This window comes from Micromonospora psammae (assembly GCF_036902725.1).
Classification (GTDB): Bacteria; Actinomycetota; Actinomycetes; order Mycobacteriales; family Micromonosporaceae; genus Micromonospora.
Window position 1 is genome coordinate 305,088 of sequence record NZ_JBAKHM010000002.1, and the last position, 21,321, is coordinate 326,408.

Genomic DNA, 21,321 nt, shown 5'->3' on the forward strand with positions numbered 1-21,321 from the left:
TGCGGCGTACTCGCTCCCACCGGGCGGGTGCGCCCCGGCGTGTCGGCCGCCCCGGTCGGCCCGGGGTACCCCCAGTAATCGGGCATCCGGGCGACTCTGCTGTAATCATGTCGCTCGTACGCAGAGCGAGGGTTCGGCTGCGATGTGTTCGTCAATTGTCACATTCATGCAACGCGGCCGCCCCTTGACCCTCGCTCAGGTGCCGGGAAGCATCGATGAAGCGGCGTCCCGGGCCGTGGGATTACCCGGACCAGCCAAGGAGGACCATGTCGGTCAGCCCCGCCTCGTCGCGCGCCGGATGGCATACGTCCCAGCCCGCAGTCCCCGGTCGTCCCCCTGGTGGCCAGCGCCGTCCGGCCAACACCGCCGCGCCCGTGCTCACCGTGACCCTCTCCATTCCGCTGGCCTGTGAGGAGTCGCTCACCCCGCCGGCCCGTCGCCTGCTCGAGGCCGCCCGCGAGATGCTGGAACGCGGTGAGGGTGTCATCGCCACCAGCGCCGTCCCCGCCGAGCGCCGCCCCGAGTCGACGCCCGCCGGCCGGTCCCCGGGCCGATCGCTCGCCCCGACCATCCCGGCCCTGCACATCCTCGCCTCCTCCCGTTCGGTGTTACGGGACGGTGAACCGCTGCCGCTGACCCGGCTGGAGTTCGACCTGTTGCTGCACCTGGTCGCCCACCCGCGCCGGGTCTTCACCCGGCTCCAGCTGCTCAACGCGGTCTGGGGCTACGAGCACGCCGGGGTCCGCACCGTCGACGTGCACGTGCGCCGGCTGCGCGGCAAGGTCGGCGTGGACGTCCCCCTGGTCACCACGGTCTACGGCGTGGGCTACCGGCTCGCCGACGACGCCCGGGTCACCATCGACCGCGCCGGCTGACCGGACCCCCGCGCCACCGGGCCGGAGACCACCGGCGGCCCGCCGGCGGTCCGGGGCACCATGGTCGGATGCGCGTCCGACCCATCTCGCCCGAACGACTCGTCGCCGAGCTGACCGAGCGCCTCCTCACGGCCGCGTCCGACCCGGCCCCGGCGGTCGTCGGCGGCCCCGCGCCGACCGGCGGGAGCGGGGCGCCGGCCCGGCTGCGGGTCGCCGTCGACGGCGCGCCGGCCGCCGCTCCCGAACGACTTGCCGCCGCGCTGGTCGACCCGCTGCGCGCGCTCGGCCGCCCGGTGCTGCACGTGCGCGCCGAGGATTTCCTGCGCCCGGCCTCGATCCGGTTCGAGCAGGGGCGGACCAACCCGGACGCGTACTACGAGAGCTGGACCGACGAGGCCGGACTGCGCCGGGAGGTGCTCGACCCGGCCGGCGCGGCCGGCTCCGGACGGGTGCTCCCCTCCCTCTGGGACGCGGCCACCGACCGCGCCAGCCGCGCCGGGTACGTCCCGTTGCCGCCCGGCGCCGTCCTGCTCGTCAGCGGGGCGTTGCTGCTCGGCGGGGGCCTGCCCTTCGACGTCACCGTGCACCTGGCGCTCTCGCCGGCCGCGCTGGCCCGGCGCACCGACCCGCGGCAGCGGTGGACCCTGCCCGCCTTCGCCCGGTACGCCGACGAGGTCGACCCGGCCTCCTTCGCCGACGTCGTGATCCGCGCCGACGACCCCCGCCACCCGGCGCTGGTCGAGCCGGATCCATCGGCCGGACCGGGGCCGGAAAATTCGTCGGTTTGATCCACTGGGGAGGTGGGTAATCGCCCGGCTCACAGAGCACGGGTGATCTCACCCGTGCGGACCGTTTCCGGGGCACCCGGCCACGGACAGCCGAAGTCCCACGAAAGGCAGGCAGAGATGCTCGTCCACGACACGGTCGGTACGGGCCGATCCCAGGCGGAGATCGACCAGATCCGGCTCTCGCTGCAGGCCCGCTACGACGAGCTGTCCGCGGAGTACGAGCAGGCCGTCCAGCAGAGCCAGGTGCTGCGGCTGGTGGAGGTCGGCGACACCGCCGGCGACGACCAGGCCGACAGCGGCACCAAGACGGCCGAGCGGGACACCGCCCAGTCCCTGCTCCGGACGATCCTCGACCGGCGGACCCAGTTCGAGCGCGCCCTGTCCCGGCTCGAGGAGGGCACCTACGGCTTCTGCGAGGGGTGCTCCGCGCCGATCCCCGTGGAGCGGCTGGAGATCTTCCCGTCCGCCACCGCCTGCGTCACCTGCAAGCAGACCCGCGAGCGGCGAGCCGCCTGACCGGCGCCCCGCACGGTTGCCGACCCGGTCCGGGCGCGGTGGACTCTCCCCATGGGTGACATCCTCGTGGGCACCGCGTCCTGGACCGACCGGACCCTGCTCGACTCGGGCTGGTACCCGCAGACCGCCGACACCCCGGAGAAACGGCTGGCCCACTACGCCCGCCAGTTTCCGCTGGTCGAGGTGGACGCCACCTACTACTCCCCGCCGGCCGAGCGGACCGCCCGGCTCTGGGGGGAGCGCACCCCGCCGGGCTTCACCTTCAACGTCAAGGCGTTCAGCCTGCTGACCGGGCACCCGACCCGGGTCTCCGCGCTCTACAAGGACCTGCGGCCCGACACGGAGAAGAAGAACATCTACCCCGACGACCTGCCCGCGCAGGCGTACGAGGAGGTGTGGACCCGGTTCCTCTCCGCGCTCGACCCGCTGGTGGCGGCGGGCAAGCTCGGCGCGCTGCTGTTCCAGTTCCCGCCCTGGTTCACCATCAAGCGGGAGAACAAGCAGTACCTGCTGGAGGTGGAGCGCCGCTGCCGGCCGCTGCGGCCGGTCTTCGAATTCCGGCACGCCTCCTGGTTCGACGGCGCCAACGCCGACGAGACCCTGGCCTTCCTGCGCGAGCACCGGCTCGCGTACGTCTGCGTGGACATGCCGCAGGGGCACCGCTCCTCCGTACCCCCGGTGCTGGCCGCCACGGCGGACCTCGCCGTGGTGCGCTTCCACGGCCACAGCGACAAGTGGACCAGCAAGGACATCCACGAGAAGTTCGGCTACCGCTACTCCGACCGGGAGCTGCGGGACTGGGCGCCCAGGCTGCGCGAGCTGGCCGACTCCGCCGAGCGGACCCACGTGCTGATGAACAACTGCTACCGGGACTACGCGCAGACCAACGCCGCCACCCTGACCGGCCTGCTCGACGCCTGACCGCCTTCACCCGGGTCGGGCGAGGCCGGCTCACCCCGCCGCGACGCAGCATGGACACCGCCGGTCGCCGACGCGGCCCGGCGACGTCCGAGAAGGTACGGAGGTGACCGCTATGGCGGTTCGGGTGGTGGCGGATCCACGTCGTGGCGCCGTGCTGCACGTGGTCGGTGGGCGCGAGGACGTCCGACGACCGGCGCCGGCCGCGCGGGGCGACAGTCCGCTACGGCACTGGCGGGGTCCGTCGGGGCCGCCGCGGCGTGACGACGACCGACGGTGGGAGAGCGACACACGGGGGTGGGCAGATGGCTGAGCAGTTGGTTTCCGCGTTCGAATCCTCGCTGGACAAGACGAACCTGATCCTCAAGGACATCGAGCAGGCGTACGGCTGGCCCAAGGAGCAGCGCAACCAGTCGTACGCGGCGCTGCGCACGGTGCTGCACCTGCTGCGGGACCGGATGCCGGTGCAGGAGAGCGTGGAGTTCTCCCAGCAGCTGCCGGTGCTGTTGCGCGGGATCTACTTCGACGGCTGGCAGCCGCAGGACGTCCCGATCAAGCTCAACCGGAACGACTTCCTCTACGAGGTCCGCCAGGGCTTCCCGTACGACGTGGAGGGCGGCCCCGAGCGGGTCACGCAGGTGGTGCTCGACACCCTGCGCGCGCACGTCACCCAGGGCGAGTGGGCGGACGTCAAGTCCAACATGCCCGGCGACATGCAGCGGATGATCCCCTGACCGGGGGAACGACGGCCCGTCCCACCCACCGGTGGGGCGGGCCGTCGGCCGGTTCGGGCACCGGATCGGGCCCTCGCTGCGGCGGCCGGCACGCTCAGGTCGCACGGCTGACCGTCCGGCCCGCCCGGCGGGCCAGCCCGGCGAAGGCCACCGCGTCGACCACGGCCGCCCCACCCGGGTCGTTGTTGAAGTAGACGTACACCGGCTCGGAGTCGGTGAAGGCCGCGGAGAGCCGGCGCACCCAGGAGGCCAGCGCCGTTCGGCCGTAGCGGGGCCAGGGGCGGGCCCGCCCCTCGTGCAGCCGCAGGTAGCCGAAGTCGGTGGTCCGCCACAGCGGGGCCACCGGCCGGCCGAGCCGGTCGGCCCAGACCAGCGCGGCCCGCCGCCGCTCCAGCACCCGGCGGACCTCCGGGCTCCACCAGGACTCGTGTCGGGGCTCCACCGCCACCCGCACCTCGGCGGGGAAGAGGCGCAACGTGGCGTCCAGCGCCGCCGGGTCGGCCGGCAGGTTGGGTGGGAGCTGCACCAGCACCGGGCCGAGCCGGTCGCCGAGCGCGGTGGCCCGGCCGAGGAAGCGGGCCACCGGCTCCGCCGGCTCGCGCAGCCGTTTGATGTGGGTCAGGTAGCGGCTCATCTTCACCGCCACGCAGAAGTCCGGCGGGGTGCGGGCCCGCCAGGCGGCGAAGGTGTCCCGCTCCGGCAGCCGGTAGAAGGCGTTGTTGACCTCCACGGTGGCGAACCGGGTGGCGAAGTGTTCCAGCCAGAGCCGCTGCGGCAGCTTCGGCGGGTAGAACCGGTCCCGCCAGTCGCGGTACTGCCAGCCGGAGGTGCCGAGCAGGATCATCGCGACCGCCCTACTGCAGGTCGAGCGGGAAGACCTCGAAGGCGGCGCCGTACCGCACGCCGAGCCGGGTGCCCACCGGGCGGCTGATGCCCTCCAGGAACTCCTCCGGGTCGAAACTCCCGTCGCCCAGTCCCCGCAGGTACGCGTCGTGCGCGCGCAACGAGGCGAGCCCGGCGGCGAAGGTGGCCGTCACGTCCACCCCGTGCCGCGCCAGCGGCGAGGCGGCGGCCCAGACCTCGCGTACCCCGTTCCACCGCTCGACCCCGTCGGTGAGCTGCTCCGGGAAGATCCACCGGTTGCCGGCGTCGCGCGCCGCGTCGAGGGTGGCTCGGCCGACGGCGATGTGGTCGGCCTGGTTGAGCGCGTACTCCCCGTCCCAGGTGTCCCGGAAGTTGGTGGTGAGCACGATGTCCGGCCGGTGCCGGCGGATCACCTCGGTGATCGCCCGCCGCAGCGGCACGCCGTACTCCAGCAGCCCGTCGGGGAGGCCGAGGAAGTCCACGGTCGGTACCCCGACCGCGGCGGCGGAGGCGCGCTGCTCCTCCTCCCGCACCACCCGGGCCCGGTCGGGGGTCATCCCGTCGATGCCCGCCTCGCCGCTGGTCACCAGGCAGTAGACGACCTCTCTGCCCTGCCCGGTCCAGCGGGCCACGGCGGCGGCGGCGCCGAACTCCAAATCGTCGGGGTGGGCCACCACGGCGAGCGCCCGCCGCCAGTCCTCCGGCAGCGGCGTCAGCGGCTGCGGCTGCGCCATGGTGACCTCCCGACCGTCGGCCCGGTCTCCATCCTGGCACCACCGCACCGTTCGTGCCGGCCCGGCGTGGCGGCGCCCGGTGGGTTGACGGGGTGGCCCGCCGCTGAGACGATGCCGGGAGCGCTCCCATCGACGTCCTCGACGACCGTCGCCGTCCCCGGCGCCCGCCACGAAGGACAGGGAACGCATGCCCATCCACCCCCACCGCCCCGGCCGCGCCCGCTCGGCGCTGCTCGCCACCGTGCTCGCCGCCACCACCGTCCTCGCCGCCGGCGTCGCCGTCGGCCGCCCCGGCCCGGCGGCCGCCGCCACCGGCCTGAAGACCCTCGCCGCCGCCCACGGGCGGGACGTCGGCTTCGCCCTCGCCGTCGACCGGCTCGGCGAGTCGGCGTACCGGACCGTGGCCGACAACGAGTTCAACCTGGTCGTGGCCGAGAACGTTATGAAGTGGCACTCCGTCGAACCCGTCCAGGGGCAGTTCCGCTGGACCGACTCCGACCAGGTGGCCGACTACGCCGCCACCACCGACAAGAAGCTGTACGGCCACACCCTGCTCTGGCACCAGGCGCTGCCCGACTGGGTGGGCACGCTCCCCGCCGACCAGCTCCGCGCCGCCATGCGCCACCACATCACCACGGTGGTCACCCGGTACCGGGGGCGGGTCGCCGCCTGGGACGTCGTCAACGAGGCGTTCTCCGACAACGGCGACGGCTCGCGCCGCGGCGACTCCGTCTTCCAGCGCAAGCTCGGCGACGGCTATGTCGCCGACGCGCTCACCACCGCCCGCGCCGCCGACCCCGACGTCGCGCTCTGCCTCAACGACTACGGCATCGAGGGGCGGGGCGCCAAGAGCAACGCCCTGTACGACCTGGTGAAGAGCCTGAAGGCCAGCGGCGTGCCGCTCGACTGCGTCGGCTTCCAGGCCCACCTGGTGCTCGGCCAGGTCCCCGGCGACCTCCAGACCAACCTGCAACGCTTCGCCGACCTCGGGGTCGACGTGCGGATCACCGAACTGGACGTCCGGATGCCGCTGCCCGCGGACGCGACCCGGCTGGCCCAGCAGGCCGCCGACTACCGCCGGGTCTGGCAGGCCTGCCTGGCGGTGACCCGCTGCCGGGGCGTCACCACCTGGGGCCTGACCGACCGCTACTCGTGGATCCCCGAGTTCTTCCCCGGCCAGGGCGCGGCGCTGATGTTCGACGAGAACTACGCGCCCAAACCGGCCTACCGGGCCGTCGCCGAGGCGCTCGGCGCGACCACCCCGCCCGGCACGCCCGGCCCCACGCCGCCGACCGGCTGCACCGTCGACTACCTGCCCAACTCGTGGAACACCGGCTTCACCGCCGAGGTCCGGGTCCGCAACGACGCCGCGACCGCGGTCAGCGGCTGGACCGTCGGCTTCGCCCTCACCGCCGGACAGCGGGTGACCAACGGCTGGAACGCCACGGTCACCCAGACCGGGACGCAGGTCACCGCCCGCAACGCCGGCTGGAACGCCACCATCCCCGCCGGCGGCACGGTCGGCTTCGGCTTCCAGGGCACCCACGGCGGGACCAACCCGTCGCCCGGCGCCTTCACCCTCAACGGCGTCACCTGTCGCAACGGCTGACTCCGGGCGGGCCCGGCGAACCGTCCGTGCCGCCGGGCCACGCCGTCTACCGTGTGGTTAGAGAAGATCGTGTGGGGTACCACCCGCTGCACGACGGACCCCGACCTACGGCGGGGGCGCACACCCGAGGGAGCACCCATGGCACTCAACGACGACGACATGCAGACCACCGGCGGCGGTGGCCTGGAAGGCCCGGCCGACGGTGGCGCGACCCCGGGTCACCAGGACGGTGGCGCCGACGGTGGCGCGGAGGGTCCGGCCGACGGTGGTGCGACCCCGGGTCACCAGGACGGTGGCGCCGACGGTGGCGCGGAGGGTCCGGCCGACGGTGGTGCGACCCCGGGTCACCAGGACGGTGGCGCCGACGGTGGCGCGGAGGGTCCGGCCGACGGCGGTGCGACCCCCGGCCACGCCGACGGTGGCGCCGACGGCAGCGCCTGACGGACCGGGGTGACGATCATCGACCCGCCGGGCGGCCACGGCTGCCCGGCGGTGCCGTCCGCCACCGAGGCGCTGGCCCGCTGCGTCAGCGTCGAGCCGGCCAAGTTCGCCGCCGCCTACTGGGGAAAGGCGCCGCTGCTCTCCCGCGCCGACGAGCTGCCCAACCCGGCCGGCTTCACCGACCTGCTCAGCCCCGCCGACGCCGACGAGCTGCTCAGCCGGCGCGGTCTGCGTACCCCCTTCCTGCGCGTCGCCAAGGACGGCCAGCTCGTGCCGGCGGCGCGCTTCACCGGCGGTGGCGGCGCCGGCGCCGAGATCGGCGACCAGGTCCTCGACGAGAAGGTGCTGGAGCTGTACGCCTCCGGCGCCACCCTGGTGCTCCAGGGCCTGCACCGCACCTGGCCCGCCCTGGTCGACCTCGCCCGTGACCTCGGCGCCGCCCTCGGGCAACCGTTGCAGGTCAACGCCTACCTGACCCCCGCCGGCAGTCAGGGCTTCGCCACCCACTACGACACCCACGACGTCTTCGTCCTGCAGGTCGACGGCCGCAAGCACTGGCGGATCCACCCGCCGTTGCTGCCCGACCCGCTGGAGCGGCAGCCCTGGGGCGGGCGGGCCGACGAGGTCTCCGCCACCGCCCAGGGCCCGGCCGCGCTCGACGTGGTGCTCGCCCCGGGTGACGCGCTCTACCTGCCGCGCGGCTGGCTGCACAGCGCCCAGGCGCAGGAGTCCAGCTCGCTGCACCTGACCGTCGGCATCCGCGCGCTGACCCGCTACGCGCTGGTCGAGGAGCTGCTCGCCCTGGCCGCCGAGGATCCCCGGCTGCGCGCCGGGCTGCCCTTCGGCACCGACGTCGCCGACCCGGAGGCCATCGAACCCGAGCTCACCGAGACCGTCGAGGCGTTGCGCGACTGGCTGCTGCGGGCCGACCCGGCGGCCGTCGCCGCCCGGCTGCGCGCCCGCGCCTGGCCGGCCGCCCGGCCGGCGCCGATCCGGCCGCTCGCCCAGGCCGCCGCGCTCGCCACGCTCGACGCCGACGCCCACATCGCCCCCCGCGGCGGGCTGCGCTGGCAGCTCACCGCCACCGGCGACCGGGTCGCGCTGCGCCTGACCGACCGGACGATCACCCTGCCCGCGACCTGCGAAGCGGCGCTGCGCGCCCTGCTCACCGGCGCGGTGACCCGGGTCGGCGACCTGCCCGGCCTCGACGACGACGCCGACCGGCTGGTCCTCGCCCGCCGGCTGCTCCGCGAGGCCGTCGCCGTCCCCGCCTGACCGCCGCGGTCCCGGCCGCGCCGGGGCCGGCGGACGGTCAGCGGCTCAGCACCAGCAGCGCCACCGTCGTCGCCACCCCGGCGACCAGCACGACCGCCATCGGCCGTGGGCCGAGCAGGGCGTGCCGCCGGTCCGCCAGCCGCTTCGCCGGGGCCAGGCCGGCCACCGGGCCGAGCAGCGTGACCACCAGGGCCAGCACCGGCATCCCCACCGCCAGGTCACCGCCGTACCGCTGGCCGAACACCCGGGCGCCGGCGCCGAGGGCGTACGCGACCAGCGCGCCCGCCACGCCGCAGAGCGCCAGCAGCGGGTTCACCGCCGCCGGCAGCTCACCGCGCTGCCCGGTGCGCTCCAGCAGCTCGCGCACCCCGCGCAGCAGCGGCACCGGGTCGTCGGCCGTGCCCCGGGCCGGCCCCGGCGGGTCGCCCAGACCCCGGGCGCCCATCCGGGAGCGCAGCTCCGCCCAGAGGTGCCCCACCTCGGCGTCGACCCGCTCCAGCAGTGACCGGGCCGCCGCCACCTCCTCCTCGGCGGCCCGCAACTGCGCGGCCGCCTCGGCTACCGCGCGTCGCGCGGCGGCGCACTGCTGGTCGTGCCAGTCGCGTGCCTCGGCGCGCTGGGCGGCCACCCGGCCGGTCAGGTCGGCGAGGCGGCGGACGTGGGCGGCGTAGGTGTCACTGGTGACCGGTTCGTTCATCGGGACGGACCATAAGGGATGATCACCTGTCCGGTGCGGTGCACCGCGCGGTCGAAGAAGAGCCCCCGCCACGGCCGGGGATACCAGTCCGGGCCGCCGGTGCCCGGGTAGAGCGACGAGCCCAGCTCCCCGCCCTGCACGTCCAGGGCCACCCAGGCGCCGATCTGGTCGGTCCGCGACGCCGGCCCACCCAGGTCCACCCGCATCCGGGCCACCCCACGCCACCAGGCCAGCACATGGGTACGCCGCTCCGGCCCGTCGTGCAGGATCCGGCGCAGCTGCTCCAGCCCGCTGCGCCCGCCCGCCCGCCCCGCCAGCGCGCCCGCCGCCGCGTCCACGGCGAACAGCAGCAGGTAGTGCGGGGTGGCCGGGGTACCGGGCCGGTCCAACGCCTCGGCCGTCTCCGCCATCAGCTCCGGCACCGTCTCCTCGTCGTACCAGGCGGCGTCGTCGGCCAGGTCCTCGTAGAGGGCGCGGGCCGCCGGGTCGGCGTCCGGGTCCAGGCAGGCGATGGAGAACCGGGCGGTGCCCGGCCGGTGCTGCCGGGCCAGGGAACGGGCCGCCGCGTCGAGCACCGCGCACGCCTCGTCCACCCGGGTGCCCAGCACCGCCAGGTTGCGCCCGGGCGCCCGGGGCAGCCGCAGCGTCGCCGAACGGGACTGCACGTCGATGATCTCGCCGAGCAGGGCGACCGGACCACGCTGCGGGGTGTCACCGCCGGCCGGGGTGAGCGCCCGGAAGTCCGGCGCGTCGGCCAGCCGGGGGACCGCGTCGCCGTCGAAGAGCCGGGCCGGCGCGGCGTCCTGCGGGCGCATCCGCCACAGCCGGTGCTGCAGCTCGCTCCAGGTCTCCCAGTCACTGGCCGACGGGATCCGGGCCACCTGGTTGCCCTCGGTCATCCCGGACTCGGCGTTGACCACCGCGTGGTGCCGGGGCAGCGCCTGCGCGGCGTCGTTCCGCTCGGCCAGGATGCGCAGCGCCTTGGGCAGCGCGATGCGCAGGGTGAACTGGGCGACCAGCGCCGGGCGCCCCCACAGCGCCTCGATGCCGCGCACGTCCTGCGAGGCGAGCACCAGGTGGATGCCCTGCGAGCGGCCCCGCCGGGCCAGGTCCTCCAGCAGGTCCGCGGCCTCCCGGGCCACCACGTCCCGGCCGGCCAGCAGCGCCTGGAACTCGTCCACCACCGCCACGATGCGGGGCCAGTGCCCGGTCGGGTCCACCGCCCGCAGCTCGGCGAGCTTGGTGACCTCGTGCTTCTTCGCGGCGTCGGCGCGCCGGCGCAGCTCCTCGGCGAGGAAGCGCAGCAGCGCCAGCCCGAACTCCCGGTCGGTGTTGACGTTGATCCCGACCAGTCGCATGTGCGGCAGCCAGCTCGGGTCACGCCGCCCCTTGGCGAACCGGGCGAAGGACACCCCCTCCTTGAAGTCGAGCAGGTAGAACTCCAGCTCGGTGGGGGAGTAGCGGGACGCCAGCGCGCCGATCCAGGCGAAGATCAGGTTGGTCTTCCCGGTGCCCGACGGGCCGCCGATCAGCGCGTGCGGTGGGTAGTCGCCGAGGGTGAGCAGCACCGGCCGGCCGTGCGGGCCCTCGCCGATCGGCGTGGTCAGCCCGTGCGCCGAGTCCTCCTTCCACATCTGCTCCGGCGGGGGCAGCAGGTCGGTGAAGGGCGCCGGCGGCGGGCCCGCGTTGACCCGGGTGGCGATCTCCCGGCAGGTCTCGGTGACCAGCGCGGCCGGCGGCGGCGGGTCGAGGCGTACCGGCAGGCCGGGCGGGGCGCCGACGCGGGTGTCACCCGGCGCGGCGACGATCCGGGTGACGGTCGGGTCCTCCGCCAGCGGGATGCCCCGGACCACCAGGTGCACCCCGCAGGCGGCCCCGGTGCGGACCACCCGGTCCAGCTGGCCGCGCTCGTGCCGGGACAGCTCGTCCCCGCCGAGCAGCACCGCCACCCGCCACGGCTCGGGCCGCCGGCCGGTCGCCGCGGCCAGCTCCTGCAGCGAGGCGTACTCCCCGGCGAGCACGGTCTCGTTGATCCGGCGGATCTGCTCCACCAGGTCGTCGAGGAGCCGGCCCAGCCCGCCGGGGCCGACGAAGGTGAGCAGCCCGGCGGTGCCCAGCGGGGCGAACCCGGCCAGGCCGCCGCCGAGGTGCTCCGGGTCGTAGCCGTACAGCCGGACCGCGCCCGGGTCGGCCCGGCCGACGCCGCGCAGCAGCAGCGCCGACACCACCGCGTCGCAGCCGGACCGGTCGTCGCCGGTCAGCTGCACGTGCCCGGCGTCCAGCAGCGGCACCAGCGCCGGCACCGGCTCCGCGCCCGTGATCCGCAGGGTGCCGACGCGGACCGGACCGACCGGCTCGCCGCGGCCGGCCGGCGCCGCGTGCCAGGTGTCCCAGCCGGCGGAGGCCGCGCCGGGCGCCTCGCGCAGCGCGGCGGCGGCGGCCCGGCGGGCCAGCTCCGCGATCCGGGCGGCGTGCCGGTCGTCGATCTCGGCCAGCCGGCGGTCGCGTTCCCCGGCGACCCGTTGCGGTACGCCGGCGGCGGCCCGCCGTACCCGGGCCTGCCGCTCCCGCGCGGCGGTCAGCTCCGCCTCCGCCGTCGCCAGCCGGGCGCGGGTGGCGCCGAGCGCCTCGGAGAGCATCCCGCGCACCCGCGACACCAGCTGGTTGCGCAGGTCAGCCACGGTGTCCGCCCTCGGCGCGGCCGGCCGTGCCCCGGTCCGCAGCGGACCCCGGGTCGTCGCCGCCGCGGGGCAGGTCGCGGCCCAGCCGGGCCAGCAGCACCCCGGTCACCACGCCCGCGGTGACCGCCGGGTCGGCGGCGTGTGGCTGCCCGCCCTCGTCCCGGCGCGGCGGAGGCATCCGGCACACCCGGGTGAGCAGGGTGTCCAGCACCGGCGGGGGAAGCCCGGGCAGCAGGTCGCGGACCCGGCCGTCCAGCTCGCGCCGGAGCCGGCCCAGGTCGTCCGCGCGGGGCGGATGCCCGAGCAGCTCACCGGCGAGGTCGCGCAGCAGCGGCGGGGCCACCGCGGCCAGCCCGAGGCCGACGTCGGCGTGCGCCCGGCGCAGCTCCCGGTGCAGCCGGTCCCGGTCGCCGGAGCGGACCCCGGTGACCACCCGGCGCAGCAGCTCGCGGGAGTCGGCGACCCGCTCGTCCGGCTCGTCCGGTGGCCCCTCCCGACCGCCGGTCAGCTCCGCCACCCGCACCGACCACCACCGTTTCACCGTCGGGTCGGCGTGCCGCCCGGCCGTCGGGGCGGCCTCCGGCACGGCCTGCTCACGCGGCGCGTCGTGCCGCGGCCCGCCGGGGGTCGCCGCCCGGGGTGGCGGCGCGCCGTCGGGGGCCAGCCCGATCGCCGCGAGGTACGCCGAGAGCTGCTCCTGCGCCACCCGCAGCGCGTGCCCGGCGGACTCGGCGTGCTCGGTGGCGGCGGAGAGCTCGGGCACCCCCATCGGGTTCGCCGACTCCTGCCGTACCCAGCGCAGCCGTTCGGTGGCCTGGCCGAACTTCTCCAGGGCCAGGGCGAGCTGGGCGAGGGGGAGCTCCTCGGCGGCGGCGCGCACCTGCGCCCCCACGTCCTCGATGATGGACACGGCGGCCGGCTACAGCGTCGCGACGTAGAGCTGCGCCTGCTCCACCGCGACCAGGGTCGCGGCGAGGCACTCCTCGAGCTCCTGGCCGGCCTGGGTCAGCGAGGCCTGCGCGGCCTCGACGGTCTCGTGCCCGCTGCCCTCCAGCGCCCCGGCGAGGGTCTGCTGCGCCTCGGAGAGCTTCTCTCCGGCGGCCTGCACCGCGCTCTGCCCGTCACCGATCTGTTGGAGGGCGACATCGATGGCTGCCTTCAGCTCGGCGACGCTCGCCACGGTGACCTCCTGGGGGCGGGGAGATCTCCATTACAACCCATACCCGTCGGGGAGAGAACACGCCCCCTGTCGGTGCCCGTGCCCGGATGTCCGGTTGCCGCCCTGACGTGCGCGGAGACCCCCTCGCTGCCGGTCGCCCGGTCCCGTCCGGGGACCGCCCGGTCCCGTCCACGGGCCCGTCCCGGGGCGGTGGGGGCGCCTCAGGTGGCTCCGGTGGTGTGGGCGCGCAGCCAGGTGGGGCCCTGGACCTCGGCGCCGAGAGCCGTCACCCGGGTACGTAGTTCGCGGTCGGCGGTCACCACCAGCCGGCGCCGGTCCGGGGCGTCGCGGACCAGCGCGACGATGGTGTCGTCGCCCGAGCCCGGCGCCGCCACGGTGCGCACCTCGGGCCGGCCGGGCACGTCCCGGGCCGCCCCCTCCACCACCAGCAGCACCTCGGCCGGGCCCGGCAGCTCCGGCGGCAGCCCGCGGGCGGCCAGCGGGACGAGCCTGTCGCGTAGCCGGGCGGCGGCGCCGGCCCGGTCGCGCCACCAGCCGTCCGGTCGGGAACCGACCACGTTGGCGCCGTCGACGATGAGCAGCGGGCGGGATTCCATGCCCCCAGCCTGCCACCCGGCCGCGTTTGTCGGGCCGGCCGCCGGGTAGCCACCGGCGACCGTGCCGCGCCGCAGTGTCGCCACCGGCGGCCGTGCCGCGCCCCGACTGCGGAGGACAGACATGATGGGACCCGGTGACTTCGGCTCCGACCCGTGGGACGAGTTCCTGGCCCGGTACTTCGGCCGGGGTGAGGGCGGACGCCGACCGGCCCACCGGGTCGACATCACGCGGCTGATGACCGCCGACGCCCGGGAGATGCTGGCCGACGCGGCCCGCCGGGCCGCCCAGAAGCACAGCAACGACCTCGACACCGACCACCTGCTCTGGGCGGCGTTGCAGCGCGAGCCGCTGCGCGACCTGGTACGCCGGGCCGGGGCCGACCCGGACGCCCTGGTCAACGCCCTCGGCGGGCGGGGCGACGGGGCGCCCCAGGGTGAGGTGCCGCCGAACCTGTCGCTCACCCCGGCGGCGAAGCGGGCCCTGCTCGACGCCCACCAGCTGTCCCGGGCGATGGGGGCGAACTACATCGGCCCCGAGCACATCCTGATGGCGTTGCCGCTCAACCCGGAGTCTCCGGCCGGGCGGATGCTCGCCGCCGGCCGGATCCAGCCGGAGTCGTTGCAGGCGGCCAGCGCGGAGCGCGGCCCGATGCCCGGCCCGAAGCCGGACCGCGGCACCCCCACCCTCGACCAGTACGGCCAGGACCTCACCGACCTGGCCGCGGCCGACCAGATCGACCCGGTGATCGGCCGCGCCGACGAGATCGAACAGGCGGTGGAGATCCTCTCCCGCCGGACCAAGAACAACCCGGTGCTCATCGGCGAGGCCGGCGTCGGCAAGACCGCCATCGTGGAGGGGCTGGCCGAACGGATCTGCGACGGCGACGTGCCGCAGACCCTGCTCGGCAAGCGGGTGGTGCAACTCGACCTCGCCGGCCTGGTCGCCGGCACCCGCTACCGGGGCGACTTCGAGGAACGCCTGAAGAAGGTGATCGAGGAGATCCGGGCGCACCGGGACGAGCTGATCATCTTCCTGGACGAGATCCACACCCTGGTCGGCGCCGGCGGCGCGGGCAGCGAGGGCGGCATGGACGCCTCCAACATGCTCAAGCCCGCCCTGGCCCGCGGCGAGCTGCGGGTGATCGGCGCGACCACGCTCGACGAGTACCGCAAGAGCATCGAGAAGGACGCCGCGCTGGCCCGCCGGTTCCAGCCGGTGCTGGTGCCCGAGCCGAGCGTCGAGGACACCGTGACCATCCTGCGCGGGCTGCGCGACCGGTACGAGGCGCACCACCAGGTCCGCTTCACCGACGAGGCGCTGGTCGCCGCCGCCGAGCTCTCCGACCGGTACGTCACCGACCGCTTCCTGCCGGACAAGGCGATCGACCTGATCGACCAGGCCGGCGCCCGGGTCCGGCTGCGCACCCGCACCCCCGCCGCCGACGTGCGGGAGCTGGAGCAGCAGCTCGACGAGGTACGCCGGGACAAGGAGCAGGCCGTCGCCGACGAGCAGTACGAGCGCGCCTCCGCGCTGCGCGACCGGCTGTCCGAGCTGGAGGAGCAGGTCCGCCGCGCGCACGGCGACGACGGCCCGAACCAGGTGCCCTCGGTCGGCCCGCAGGAGATCGCCGAGGTGGTCTCCCGGGCCACCGGCATCCCGGTCAGCCAGCTCACCGAGGAGGAGCGCGACCGGCTGCTGCGCCTGGAGGCCCAGCTGCACGCGAAGGTGGTCGGCCAGGACGACGCGGTCACCGCGATCGCCGAGGCGGTACGCCGCTCGCGTACCGGCCTGGCCGACCCGAACCGGCCGATGGGCAGCTTCCTCTTCCTCGGCCCCACAGGCGTCGGCAAGACCGAGCTGGCCCGGGCCCTGGCCGAGGCGCTCTTCGGCGAGTCCGACCGGATGATCCGGGTGGACATGAGCGAGTTCCAGGAGCGGCACACCGTGGCTCGGCTGGTCGGGGCGCCCCCCGGCTACGTCGGCTACGAGGAGGCCGGCCAGCTCACCGAGGCGGTGCGCCGCCGCCCGTACGCGGTGGTGCTGCTCGACGAGATCGAGAAGGCCCACCCGGACGTGTTCAACATCCTGCTCCAGGTGCTCGACGACGGCCGGCTCACCGACAGCCAGGGCCGGACCGTCAACTTCAAGAACACCGTACTGATCATGACGAGCAACCTCGGCTCGGAGCTGATCACCGGCAGCCAGCGCAGCGTCGGTTTCGGCGTCGGCGAATCCGGCGACCAGCGGGAGTCCGACGAGCTGCGCGAGCGGCTGATGCGCCGGCTCCAGGAGAACTTCCGCCCGGAGTTCCTCAACCGGATCGACGAGACGATCATCTTCCGCCGGCTGGAGGCCACCCAGCTGCGCCAGATCACCGAGCTGCTGCTGGAGGAGACCCGCCGCCGGTTGCACGCCCAGGACATCCAGATCGAATTCACCACGGCCGGCGTGGACTGGCTCGCCGAGCACGGCTACCAGCCGGAGTTCGGGGCGCGCCCGTTGCGCCGGACGATCCAGCGGGAGGTGGACAACCGGCTCTCCCGGATGCTGCTGGAGAACCAGATCTCACCCGGCCAGAAGGTCACCGTCGACGCGCGGGACGGGCAGCTCGCCTTCGACGTGGCCGCCGGTGAACCGGGCTACACCCCGGCCACCACGTCCCATCCCCGATGAGCCGGAGGGCGGACATGACCGAACCGGAGGAGACCGAGGAGAACGCCGAACGCAGCGAACGGATCGTCGCCCCGCCGACGGCGAACCCGGCCCGGGTGAAGGTGCCGCCGGAGGGCCTGAAGCAGCAGACCGACGACGGGGACCCGGGTCGGCCCGGGTCGCCGGAAGAGGAGGCGTGATGGCACGCGAGCAGCGAATCGACCCCGAGGTCGAGGTGATCTGGGACGACTTCCACGCCGAGGTGAACGTCCCCTCCGAGCAGCTGCGGCAGTGGCTGCTGACCCGGGGCTCCGGTGAGGAGGCGTTCGGCCCGAACCCGGACATGGACCTGCCGGAGCCGGGCCGGCAGATCCTGCGGGTGCTGAGCAAGCGCAAGGTGGACCTCACCCCGGAGGACATCGAGGTGATGCGGGAGGCGATCGACCGGATCCGGTCCCTGTCAGCGGAGAAGCCACGCCGGGGCAATGCCGACGACGAGTGGCGGCACTCCCTGCTCGATCTGGGCCACGACGTCCTCGTCGAACGCTGAGCCCGCCGCCGGAGACCACGAGGGTGCCGTCACGCAGGACCGTGACGGCACCCTCGTGGTCTCTCGGTCATCGGCCCTGGTCGGACTCCAGGCTGCCGATGGTGAGGCCGGCGGCGTCCGCGGCGGCCTCCCGGTTGGCGCGGGTCCGCTCCTCGCGGGTGACGAGGTTGACGTACTCGGCGATGTCCGCGGGGTCGGGGACCTGGGGCAGGCGACGCAGGAAGGTCTCCACGTCGTGGGCGGCGGCGGTGTGCGCGGAGGCCGCCTGCCGGAGGATCTCCCGGTCGTCGGCGGCGGGGTAGAGGTCGGTCATGTCCGCCAGATACCCGGCCGGCGACGGTTCGCACCGCCACCGGCCGGGCATTACCGGCCGAGGTGGGTCAGCCGGCCACGGTGAGCCGCCACCGCTGGTTGGCCGCGCCGCCGCAGCTCCACTGGATCAGCAGCGCCCCGTCGGCGGTGGAGTTGCCGTTGACGTCGAGGCAGAGCCCGCTGTGCCGGGCCTTCAGCTCGTACACCCCGGTGGTGGTGGTCGCGACGGCCTGCCACTGCTGGCTGGTGGCCGTGCCGCAGGTCTGCTGGACCACCTGGGCCCCGCCGGCGGTCGAACCGCCGGCCACCGCCAGGCACTTGCCGCTGTGCACGGCCCGCAGCGTGACCGCGCCGCCGCCGGCGTCCACCGCCTGCCACTTCTGGTTGGCGCCGCCCGTGGCCGTCCACTGGTGCACGACGGCTCCGTCAGCGGTGGACACCCCGTTGACGTCGGCGAGCTTGCCGCTGTGCTGGGCGGTCAGCGTGTACGTCTTCCCGGCGATCCCGGTCGGAGTGGTGCCGACCCCGGCCCCGCCGAAGGTCATCGAGTCCAGGTCGAAGGAGTTGTTCTGGCTGGACTTGAAGACCAGGTAGAGCTTGTGCGTGCCGGTCAGCGCCGCCACGTTCACCGCCGGTTGCTGCTGGTAGCTGTCCCAGCCGCCGGTGTTCGGCACCGCCTGGGTGGCGAGCAGTTGCCCGGTCGGCGAGTCGGCCCGCAGCTCGATCGTCCCGCCCCCGTACGGCGAGGAGACGCGGAAGCTGACGGTGTTGATCCCCTGCACGCTCATCGGGTCGAACATGATCCAGTCGCCGTTGCTGATGTCGCCGATGCGCTTGCCGCTCTCCGCGCCGGCCTGGTCGATCACCCGGATCCCGGACTGGCTGGTGAAGAACTCGGCCTGCTTGTGCTTGGGTTGCAGGATCGCCTTGCCATAGCCGGTGAGCGCGGCTACTCCGTTCGCGCCCTTGTCCTGGTAGCGGGCGTTGAGGACGTAGAACAGGTTCGCCCCGTCGGGGTGGCCGCCGAGCAGTTCGGTGGCGATCGTCCCGGAGCAGCCCGGGTAGTCGGTGGTGCCGTGCTCGTGGTCGTCGTGCCCGAGCGCCGGGTTGACCAGCACCTTCGTGCAGTCGATCGTCCCGTCCTCGGGGTCGGTCACGGTGACCGTGTAGGCGACCTGCTGGCCGAAGTCGAGCATCCCCCCGTTGGGCGGACCGGTGATGGTCACCGTCGGGGCGGTGTTGCCCACGGTGATCGGGACGTTGGCGAAGGAGCTGCGCCCGGTGTTGTCCCGGACCGTCAGCTTGGCGGTGAAGTTGCCGTTGGTGGTGTAGGTGTGCGAGGGGTTCGCCGCGGTCGAGTCGGTGCTGCCGTTGCCGTCGAAGTCCCAGGCGTAGCTGATGGTGTTGCCCGGGTCCGGGTCGGCGGAGCCGGCGCTGGAGAACTGCACGTTCAGCGGCGCGGTGCCGTTGGTGGGGGTTCCGCTCGCCTTCGCCACCGGTGCCCGCCCGCCCCGGACGTAGTCGATGCGGTAGAGGCCGGAGTCGTTGTTGCCGCCGCCGAAGTTGGAGCCCCACTCCAGCAGGTAGAGCGAGCCGTCGGGGCCGAACCGCAGGTCCATCGGCTTGACGAAGTTCCCGCCGGGCAGGAACGGGTTGATCTTCACCAGGCCGCCGGCGTTGTCGAAGTGGATCTCCTTGAGGTAGTTGCGGGACCACTCGTAGAAGAAGTGCACCCGGTCGTAGTAGGCGGGGAACTTCGTCGGCGACGGGTTGGCCGCGTCGTACCGGTAGATCGGTCCGCCCATCGGCGCCGATCCGCCGGAGCCCAGCTCCGGGAACTGCGCGGAGGTGCCGTAGCCGTACCAGATCTGCGGCTGCACCAGCGGCGGCAGCGTGGTCAGGCCGGTGTTGTTGGGGGAGTTGTTCACGGGGTTGGCGCAGTCGAACTTCGCCCCGACCACCCCGGTGTCCGGGTTGTACGGAGCGTAAGGCTGGTTGTCGCCGTGGCAGAACGGCCAGCCGAAGTTGCCGGCCTGCTTGATGACGTTCAGCTCCACCAGGCCCTCCGGGCCCCGGTTGGTGGTCGGCCCGCCCCGGTCGGGGCCGTAGTCGGCGAGGTTGACCCAGCCGTTGACCGGGTCGACGGAGAAGCGGAACGGGTTGCGGAAGCCCATCGCGTAGATCTCCGGCCGGGTCTTCGCCGTGCCGGGGGCGAAGAGGTTCCCGCTCGGCACGGTGTACGTCCCGTTCGACTCCGGGTGGATGCGCAGCAGCTTGCCCCGCAGGTCGTTGGTGTTGCCGGCGGAGCGGGCCGCGTCCAGGAAGCTCTTGCCGGGCCGCCAGTCCAGCGGCGCGTACCCCTGCCAGGCCGGGTCGTAGTTGGGCGGGCTGTCGTCGCCGGTGGACAGGTAGAGGTTGCCGCCCGGGCCGAAGGCGAGGTAGCCGCCGGTGTGGCCGGGCTCGGGGTGGGTCCGGTCCCGGTAGGCCGGAACGTCGAGCAGCACCTTCTCGCTGGCGAGGTCGAGGCTGTCACCGGTGATCGTGAACCGGGACAGCCGGTTGATGTCGGTCGCGCTGGCCTGCGGCGAGTAGTAGAGGTAGATCCACTTGTTGGTACCGAAGTTGGGGTCGAGCGCCAGCCCGACCAGGCCGTCCTCGCCGCCGGTGTAGACCGGCAGGGTGCCGGCGGTGACGGTGGCGCCGGTGGCCGGCTTGACGATCTTCACCTGGCCGCCGCGCTGGACGTAGAAGACCCGGCCGTCGGCGGCCACGTCGACGGCCATCGGGTCGACGGTGTTCTGGTCCAGCGACACCTTCTCGAAGTTGCCCCACACCGTGCCGCCGCAGTCGCCGGCGGCCACTCCGGCGGCCCACTGCACCCCGCCGAGGACGTGCTGGCGGAAGAACGGCTCGGTGTAGGCGCCCTTGGGGTGGCCCATCGCGGTGGTCCAGACCCGGGCGGCGCCCACCTCGCGGCACCAGGAGATCGGGTGGTCCGCGCCCATCGCCCGGCTGCCCGGGTTGTACGTCCGCTCGTCGGCGGTGACCAGCACGTGCACGTCACCCCGGGGGTTGGCGTCGAAGTTGTACCACTCCTCGCTGCGCTGCCACCGGTCGGGCAGTCCACTGGTGGAGGGGTGCGCCTTGTCGGCGACGTGCGCGGTGCCCGGCAGTACGCCGGGGGAGTGCTCGGGCATGTGCGCGCCGGCGTTGACCAGGTCGTCCCACCAGGGGAAGGAGCTCTCGATGCCCATGTCGGTGGCGTTGTGGATGGCGGCGACGCCGCCCCCGCCGGCGACGTAGTTCTGCAGGGCCTGGCGCTGGGCGTCGTTGTCCCACACCATGCCGGAGGTCTGGAACATCACGACCACGTCGAAGGTCGCCAGGTTGGCCGGGTTGAAGACGGTGGAGTCCTCCGAGTGCACCACGGTGAACCCGTGCTGGGCGGCGAGCTCGTTGAACATGGCGATGCCGTCGGGGATGGAGTCGTGCCGGTAACCGGCCGTCTCGGTGAACAGCAACGCCCGGAACGGCGCCGCGGCGGCCGTGGCCGGGCCGGCCGGCGCGACGAACAGGGACAGCAGCAGTGCGTACAGGGCGCCCAGGATGAGGTGTCGGCGGCGCATGCCGTCTCCTTTCGGGGATCACGGTGCCGGGTCCCGCCCGGGCGATCGCCGGGCGGAGGGCTGCGACGCGCCGCCGAATGGGGTCACCCCCGCGCTCGCCGGTGCCGCCGGCCGCACCGGCCGTCGTCACCTCCTGCTCTGCGGTCACCGTGCGCCTTAAATTGACGTCAGTCAACGCGTATTTCAGCAATAGTGAAATCACCGCAAATATGCGTGGAAATGCCGATCGGGCGCGCACGACCGACCGTCGGGGCCGCGCCCCGACGGTTCTC

20 protein-coding genes are annotated in these 21,321 nt (G+C 74.3%); 11 read left to right on the forward strand and 9 right to left on the reverse strand.

Going from position 1 to position 21,321, the window contains the following annotated elements:
* Nucleotides 1-266: 266 nt before the first annotated feature.
* The 5 genes from V6U79_RS04780 to V6U79_RS04800 all read left to right on the forward strand — a co-directional run bounded on the left by V6U79_RS04780 (nt 267) and on the right by V6U79_RS04800 (nt 3,831).
* Nucleotides 267-875 (forward strand): winged helix-turn-helix domain-containing protein, encoded by a 609-nt coding sequence (locus tag V6U79_RS04780; RefSeq protein ID WP_334613604.1) that lies wholly within the window; start codon nt 267-269, stop codon nt 873-875.
* 68 nt (nt 876-943) lie between these two features.
* Nucleotides 944-1,663, forward strand: coding sequence for a nucleoside/nucleotide kinase family protein (locus V6U79_RS04785; RefSeq protein ID WP_334613606.1), 720 nt, complete (start codon nt 944-946; stop codon nt 1,661-1,663).
* 117 nt (nt 1,664-1,780) lie between these two features.
* Nucleotides 1,781-2,179 (forward strand): TraR/DksA family transcriptional regulator, encoded by a 399-nt coding sequence (locus V6U79_RS04790; RefSeq protein ID WP_334526090.1) that lies wholly within the window; start codon nt 1,781-1,783, stop codon nt 2,177-2,179.
* Between the two features lie 51 nt (nt 2,180-2,230).
* Entirely contained in the window at nt 2,231-3,100 is an 870-nt protein-coding gene (locus V6U79_RS04795; RefSeq protein WP_334526093.1) for a DUF72 domain-containing protein, read from the forward strand.
* A gap of 302 nt (nt 3,101-3,402) precedes the next feature.
* Nucleotides 3,403-3,831, forward strand: a complete 429-nt coding sequence (locus tag V6U79_RS04800; RefSeq protein WP_334526096.1) for a DUF2267 domain-containing protein — start codon at nt 3,403-3,405, stop codon at nt 3,829-3,831.
* A gap of 94 nt (nt 3,832-3,925) precedes the next feature.
* Here the strand turns inward: V6U79_RS04800 and V6U79_RS04805 are convergent, their stop codons facing one another.
* Nucleotides 3,926-4,675, reverse strand: a complete 750-nt coding sequence (locus tag V6U79_RS04805) for a DUF72 domain-containing protein (RefSeq protein WP_334613608.1) — start codon at nt 4,673-4,675, stop codon at nt 3,926-3,928.
* A 10-nt stretch (nt 4,676-4,685) separates the two neighbouring features.
* Nucleotides 4,686-5,429, reverse strand: a complete 744-nt coding sequence (locus V6U79_RS04810; RefSeq protein ID WP_334526102.1) for a PIG-L deacetylase family protein — start codon at nt 5,427-5,429, stop codon at nt 4,686-4,688.
* Between the two features lie 187 nt (nt 5,430-5,616).
* On the opposite strand from V6U79_RS04810, the gene V6U79_RS04815 reads away from it, so the two are divergent.
* The 3 genes from V6U79_RS04815 (at nt 5,617) to V6U79_RS04825 (ending at nt 8,754) form a co-directional block, all read left to right on the forward strand.
* Complete coding sequence (locus V6U79_RS04815; RefSeq protein ID WP_334526105.1) at nt 5,617-7,038, forward strand: endo-1,4-beta-xylanase; 1,422 nt, start codon at nt 5,617-5,619, stop codon at nt 7,036-7,038.
* 138 nt (nt 7,039-7,176) lie between these two features.
* A complete protein-coding gene (locus V6U79_RS04820) occupies nt 7,177-7,479 on the forward strand; it encodes a hypothetical protein (protein ID WP_334526108.1) in 303 nt (100 codons plus the stop codon).
* 9 nt (nt 7,480-7,488) lie between these two features.
* Complete coding sequence (locus tag V6U79_RS04825; RefSeq protein ID WP_334613609.1) at nt 7,489-8,754, forward strand: cupin domain-containing protein; 1,266 nt, start codon at nt 7,489-7,491, stop codon at nt 8,752-8,754.
* 37 nt (nt 8,755-8,791) lie between these two features.
* Here the strand turns inward: V6U79_RS04825 and V6U79_RS04830 are convergent, their stop codons facing one another.
* The 5 genes from V6U79_RS04830 to V6U79_RS04850 form a co-directional block, all read right to left on the reverse strand.
* On the reverse strand, nt 8,792-9,451 hold the full coding sequence (locus V6U79_RS04830) for a hypothetical protein (RefSeq protein ID WP_334530278.1): 660 nt from the start codon (nt 9,449-9,451) through the stop codon (nt 8,792-8,794).
* Nucleotides 9,448-12,132 (reverse strand): FtsK/SpoIIIE domain-containing protein, encoded by a 2,685-nt coding sequence (locus V6U79_RS04835; RefSeq protein WP_334530281.1) that lies wholly within the window; start codon nt 12,130-12,132, stop codon nt 9,448-9,450. The genes V6U79_RS04830 and V6U79_RS04835 overlap by 4 nt, the downstream gene beginning before the upstream one ends.
* The gene (locus tag V6U79_RS04840; RefSeq protein WP_334613611.1) at nt 12,125-13,042 is read right to left on the reverse strand and encodes a hypothetical protein; all 918 of its coding nucleotides are present in this window, start codon (nt 13,040-13,042) and stop codon (nt 12,125-12,127) included. The genes V6U79_RS04835 and V6U79_RS04840 overlap by 8 nt, the downstream gene beginning before the upstream one ends.
* A gap of 9 nt (nt 13,043-13,051) precedes the next feature.
* Nucleotides 13,052-13,312: a hypothetical protein gene (locus tag V6U79_RS04845; RefSeq protein WP_334530286.1), complete on the reverse strand. Its 261-nt coding sequence runs from the start codon at nt 13,310-13,312 to the stop codon at nt 13,052-13,054.
* Nucleotides 13,313-13,512: 200 nt separating this feature from the next.
* Nucleotides 13,513-13,908 carry a PIN domain-containing protein gene (locus V6U79_RS04850; protein ID WP_334530289.1) on the reverse strand — a complete coding sequence of 132 codons (396 nt, stop codon included), beginning with the start codon at nt 13,906-13,908 and terminating at the stop codon, nt 13,513-13,515.
* A 121-nt stretch (nt 13,909-14,029) separates the two neighbouring features.
* Between V6U79_RS04850 and V6U79_RS04855 the strand changes: the two genes are divergently transcribed.
* The 3 genes from V6U79_RS04855 to V6U79_RS04865 are packed head-to-tail and all read left to right on the forward strand — an operon-like array spanning nt 14,030 to nt 17,111.
* Nucleotides 14,030-16,582 carry an ATP-dependent Clp protease ATP-binding subunit gene (locus V6U79_RS04855; RefSeq protein ID WP_334530292.1) on the forward strand — a complete coding sequence of 851 codons (2,553 nt, stop codon included), beginning with the start codon at nt 14,030-14,032 and terminating at the stop codon, nt 16,580-16,582.
* Between the two features lie 14 nt (nt 16,583-16,596).
* A complete protein-coding gene (locus tag V6U79_RS04860) occupies nt 16,597-16,761 on the forward strand; it encodes a hypothetical protein (protein ID WP_334530295.1) in 165 nt (54 codons plus the stop codon).
* Nucleotides 16,761-17,111, forward strand: coding sequence for a DUF3140 domain-containing protein (locus V6U79_RS04865; RefSeq protein ID WP_334530297.1), 351 nt, complete (start codon nt 16,761-16,763; stop codon nt 17,109-17,111). The genes V6U79_RS04860 and V6U79_RS04865 overlap by 1 nt, the downstream gene beginning before the upstream one ends.
* 67 nt (nt 17,112-17,178) lie before the next feature.
* Here the strand turns inward: V6U79_RS04865 and V6U79_RS04870 are convergent, their stop codons facing one another.
* Together V6U79_RS04870 and V6U79_RS04875 are read right to left on the reverse strand one after the other, a co-directional pair.
* Complete coding sequence (locus V6U79_RS04870) at nt 17,179-17,424, reverse strand: hypothetical protein (RefSeq protein ID WP_334530299.1); 246 nt, start codon at nt 17,422-17,424, stop codon at nt 17,179-17,181.
* Nucleotides 17,425-17,491: 67 nt separating this feature from the next.
* On the reverse strand, nt 17,492-21,049 hold the full coding sequence (locus tag V6U79_RS04875) for a ThuA domain-containing protein (RefSeq protein ID WP_334613612.1): 3,558 nt from the start codon (nt 21,047-21,049) through the stop codon (nt 17,492-17,494).
* Between the last annotated feature and the right edge of the window lie 272 nt (nt 21,050-21,321).